The organism is Bradyrhizobium sp., assembly GCF_049581145.1.
In the GTDB taxonomy this organism is placed as follows: domain Bacteria; phylum Pseudomonadota; class Alphaproteobacteria; order Rhizobiales; family Xanthobacteraceae; genus Bradyrhizobium.
In genome coordinates this window covers 1-4,622 of record NZ_JBAURI010000787.1, presented here as the reverse complement: position 1 = coordinate 4,622, position 4,622 = coordinate 1, and the positions used below count along the sequence as shown (strand labels likewise).

Here is a 4,622-nt window from a genome sequence, read left to right as displayed (position 1 = left end):
GGCACGACGGTAGGGGTCAAAATCTACCCCTCCCCCTCATCGCTCGCCAGCACGCCTCTTACCGCCCGCGCCCAGCCCTTCAGCTTGCGCTCTCGCGTCGCCTGGCTCATCGCCGGCTTGAAGCGGTGCTCCAGCCGCCAGTTGTCGGCGAATTTGGCGGGCTCCGGATAGACGCCGGCCGCTAACCCGGCGAGATAGGCGGCCCCTAACGCGGTGGTTTCCTGGATCATCGGGCGGTCGACCGGGGCGTCCAGGAGATCGGCGAGGCGCTGCATGGTCCAGTCGGAAGCGGTCATGCCGCCGTCGACGCGGAGCACGATGTTGGCGGCGTTGGCCTCCGGCCAGTCGGCGCGCATTGCCGCCCAGAGATCGTAGGTCTGGTAGCAGACGCTCTCCAGCACCGCGTGGGCGAACTCGGCCGGGCCGGTGTTGCGGGTCAAGCCGAACAGCGCACCGCGGACGCGCGGATTCCAGTACGGCGCGCCGAGCCCGACGAAGGCCGGCACCAGGTAGACCGACTGCATGGAATCGGACTCGTCGGCGAGCGGACCGGTCTCGGCGGCCTGTTTGATCAGCTTGATGCCATCGCGCAGCCATTGCACCGCCGAGCCGGCGACGAAGATCGAGCCTTCGAGCGCGTAGGTGCGCCTGCCCCCGAGCTGATAGGCGATGGTAGTGAGCAGCTTGTTGTTGGAGGCGACCGGCGTCGCACCGGTGTTGAGCAGGGCGAAGCAGCCGGTGCCGTAGGTCGACTTGATCATGCCGGGCGTGAAGCAGGCCTGGCCGATGGTCGCGGCCTGCTGGTCGCCGGCGATGCCGCAAATCGCGATCGCGCCGCCGAACAGATCTGGCATGCTGTCGCCGAATTTCGCGGAAGAATCCTTGACCTCCGGCAGCATCGAGCGCGGCACGCGCAGGATCTTCAGGAGGTCGTCGTCCCATTCGCCGGTATGGATATTGAACAGCAGCGTGCGCGAGGCGTTGGTGGCGTCGGTGGCATGCACCTTGCCGCCGGTCAGCCGCCACAACAGATAGCAATCGACGGTGCCGAACATGAGCTCGCCGCGCTCGGCGCGGGCGCGCGCGCCGGGGACGTGGTCGAGGATCCAGGCCACCTTGGTACCGGAGAAATAGGGATCGATGATCAGGCCGGTTTTTTGCGAGATCGCGGGCTCGTGGCCCTCGGCCTTGAGCCTGGCGCAGACATCGGCGGTGCGGCGATCCTGCCAGACGATGGCGCGATGGATCGCCTGCCCGGTCGCGCGGTCCCATACCACGGTGGTCTCGCGCTGGTTGGTGATGCCGATCGCGGCGATGTCTTTCGCGGTCAGGCCGGCCTGCTCCAGCGCGTCGCGGCAGACCATGATGGTCGAGGTCCAGATGTCCTCCGGCTCATGCTCGACCCAGCCGGAGGCCGGAAAATGCTGCGGGAACTCCTGCTGCGCGATCGCCGCGATCGAGATGTCGGAGCGAAACACGATGGCGCGCGAGGAAGTGGTGCCCTGATCGATGGCCAAGACGAATGACATGATGGGTGGTCCCTCGCGTTGCGTCCCGGAGTGAGGTGTTTGGTTTCAGGAGAGGCAAGCGGATTGCCGAAGGAAGGTCAATATCCGAGGCGCCCCAAACTCCGCTGTCGTCGTCAAACTCCACTGTCGTCCCCGCCTTCGCGGGGAAGACGTGTAGTATCTGGCGCGGGCTGCTCCTCCATCGTCCCGGCTCGGCGGCGACGCCAGCCGCGCGGGAGCTACACCGACGCGGTGGTCACGCCGCCGTCGACCACGATGGTCTGGCCGGTCATGAAGGTCGAGGCGTCGGAGGCGAGATAGGCGACGGCGCCGGCGATCTCGTCGGGCTCGCCGATGCGACGGAGCGGCGTGGTGGCGCAGCGGCGCTTCAACCGCTCCTCGTCTTCCCACAGCGCGCGGGCGAAATCGGTCTTCACCAGGCCGGGCGCGACGCAATTGACGCGCACGCCCTTCGGACCCCATTCGCCGGCGAGGCTGCGACACAGCGAAAAATCCGCGGCTTTGGAAATGCCGTAGGCCCCGATCACGGTCGAGCCGCGCAAGCCCCCGATCGAGGAGACGATCACGATCGAGCCTTTGCCGCGCTCCGCCATCTGCGGGATCGCCAGCGCGCAGAGCCAGATGTTGCTCTTGACGTTGGAGCCCATGATCTTGTCGAAGGCCTCGTCCTTGATGTCGAGCAGCGGACCGTAATACGGATTCACCGCAGCGTTGCAGACCAGGATGTCGATCTTGCCGTAATGTCTGGTGGTGCCCGCGATCAGCGCCTCGACCTCGTCGCGGCGCGAGATGTTGCAGGCGATGACATGGGCATCGCCGCCGGATGTCCTGATGCCATCGGCGACCGCTTGGCAGGCGTCCGCCTTGCGCGAGGAGATCACGACCTTGGCGCCGAGTTTTGCCAACAGCTCTGCGGAGGCGCGGCCGATGCCGCGGCTGGAGCCGGTGACGATGGCGACCTGGCCGGTGAGATCGAACGGGGTGTTTTTCATGACGCGTGCTCCCTCTTGTTTATCCACTTCTCGCTCTTCTCCGTCATGGCCGGGCTTGGCCGTCCGAAGGACGGTGGCGCTTCCGCTCGCCCACACCCGGCCATCCACGTCCTTCTTTGCCGCCAAGACGTGGATGCCCGGGACAAGCCCGGGCATGACGGTTATTGCGTGGCTATCGTCTCGAACATCACGGCGCCGCTAAACCAACCCCCCGCTTTCAGTGACGCGGCGGAGGTGGTAGTCGGTGTCGCCAAAGCTGTTCTCGATCATGGTCAGGCGCTTGAAGTAGTGACCGATCTTGGCCTCCATGGTCATGCCGATGCCGCCATGCAGCTGGATCGCCTGCTGGCCGACGAATTTGGCCGATTTGCCGATCTGCACCTTGGCGGCGGCGACCGCGGTGGCGCGCTCCTTGGCATCCTCGAAATCGGCCGCCATGGTTGCGAACATCGACATCGATCGGGCCTGCTCGACCGCGACGAACATGTCGGCGGCGCGATGCTGCAGGGTCTGAAAACTGCCGATCGCCACGCCGAACTGCTTTCGTGTTTTCAGATATTCCACGGTGGTCTTCAGTGACTCATCCATCGCACCGACCGCCTCGGCGCACATCGCGCTGCGTGCCTCGTCGACCACGCGCTCGATCAGCGGCAGCGCGTCGTCGGGATCGCCGATCGCGGCATCGCTGCCGACCTCGACGCCGGTGAAGGTGATGTCGGCGGCGTGCAGGCCGTCCTGGGTCGGATAGGTCTTTTTCGCGATGCCCTTGGCTGCGGCCGGCACCAGGAACACGCCAATGGCGGTCTTGTCGCGCTGGGCGCCGCCGGTGCGCGCGGTGACCACCAGCGTGTCGGCGTTCTCGCCATTGACGACCACGAATTTCTCGCCGTCGATCACCCAGCCCTCACCCTTCTTCTTGGCCGAGGTGGTGACATCGTGCAGATCGTAGCGCGAGTTCTTCTCGAGCTGGGCAAAGGCAAAGGTCTTGCTGCCGTCGATGATCCCAGGGATATGCGCCTCTTTCTGCGCGGCCGAGCCGCCATGGCGCAGGAAGCCGCCGCCGATCACCACCGTTGCCAGATACGGCTCCAGCATCAGCGCCTTGCCGAGCGCTTCCATCACGATCATGGTCTCGACCGCGCCGGCGCCAAAGCCGCCGTCGTCTTCCGAGAACGGCAGACCGAGCAGCCCCTGCTCGGCGAGCTTGCCCCAGACCGCTTTGCTCCAGCCGCCCTTCTCCTGCATGTATTTCTTGCGGCTATCGAAACTGTAAGCATCGGTCAGCAGTCCGTCGACGCTTTCCTTGAGAAGCCTCTGCTCCTCGGACAGATCAAAATCCATGTCAGTTTCCCATATTCAAAGTCGTTTCGCGCGCTATCTATCATTCGTCATTCCGGGATGCGCCGCTTAGGCGCAGGCCCGGAATGACGGCGGAGAGTGGGACCGACCACTCACCCCAACCCTCTCCCCGCAAGAGCGGGGCGAGGGAAGACATCAAAGTCCCAGTACCGCCTTGGTGATGATGTTGCGCTGGATCTCGTTGGAGCCGCCATAGATCGAGACCTTGCGGTTGTTGAAGTAGCTCGGTGCGATCTGCGCGGTCCAGTCCATCGCCTCGTTTGAACCATCGTCGCCATGCTCGTCATAGGGCGCGGCGAAGGGGCCGATCACTTCCATCAGCAGTTCGGTGGTGGTCTGCTGGATTTCCGAGCCCTTGATCTTCAAGACCGAGGACGCCGGATTGGGCTTGCCCTTGCCGTGCTTGCCTTCGTCGGCGACGACCCGGAGCTGGGTCAGTTCCAGCGCCTTCAACTCGATCTCGACCGCGGCGAGTTTTTCGCGAAAACCCTGGTCCTGCAGCACCGGCTTGCCGCCGGACTCGACCTTCGCCGCCAGCTCCTTGATGCGGCGGATGCGCTCCTTGGAGACGCCGACGCGGGCGATGCCGGTGCGCTCGTTGCCGAGCAGGAATTTGGCGTAGTCCCAGCCCTTGTTCTCCTCGCCAACGAGATTTTCTATCGGAACCTCGACGTCGTCGAGGAAGACCTCGTTGACCTCATGACCGCCGTCGATGGTCTGGATCGGGCGCACCGTGATGCCC

The 4,622-nt window shown here is 65.0% G+C and carries 4 protein-coding genes; all 4 read right to left on the bottom strand.

Going from position 1 to position 4,622, the window contains the following annotated elements; genetic code table 11:
- Positions 1-23: 23 nt before the first annotated feature.
- Positions 24-1,529, bottom strand: a complete 1,506-nt coding sequence (glpK, locus tag WCB02_RS25985; protein WP_423962624.1) for a glycerol kinase GlpK — start codon at positions 1,527-1,529, stop codon at positions 24-26.
- Between the two features lie 218 nt (positions 1,530-1,747).
- A complete protein-coding gene (locus tag WCB02_RS25980; RefSeq protein ID WP_423962623.1) occupies positions 1,748-2,521 on the bottom strand; it encodes an SDR family NAD(P)-dependent oxidoreductase in 774 nt (257 codons plus the stop codon).
- A 198-nt stretch (positions 2,522-2,719) separates the two neighbouring features.
- The gene (gene pimD / locus WCB02_RS25975; protein WP_423962622.1) at positions 2,720-3,862 is read right to left on the bottom strand and encodes a pimeloyl-CoA dehydrogenase small subunit; all 1,143 of its coding nucleotides are present in this window, start codon (positions 3,860-3,862) and stop codon (positions 2,720-2,722) included.
- A 153-nt stretch (positions 3,863-4,015) separates the two neighbouring features.
- A partial coding sequence (locus WCB02_RS25970) for an acyl-CoA dehydrogenase family protein (protein WP_423962621.1) occupies positions 4,016-4,622 on the bottom strand: 607 nt, incomplete at its 5' end.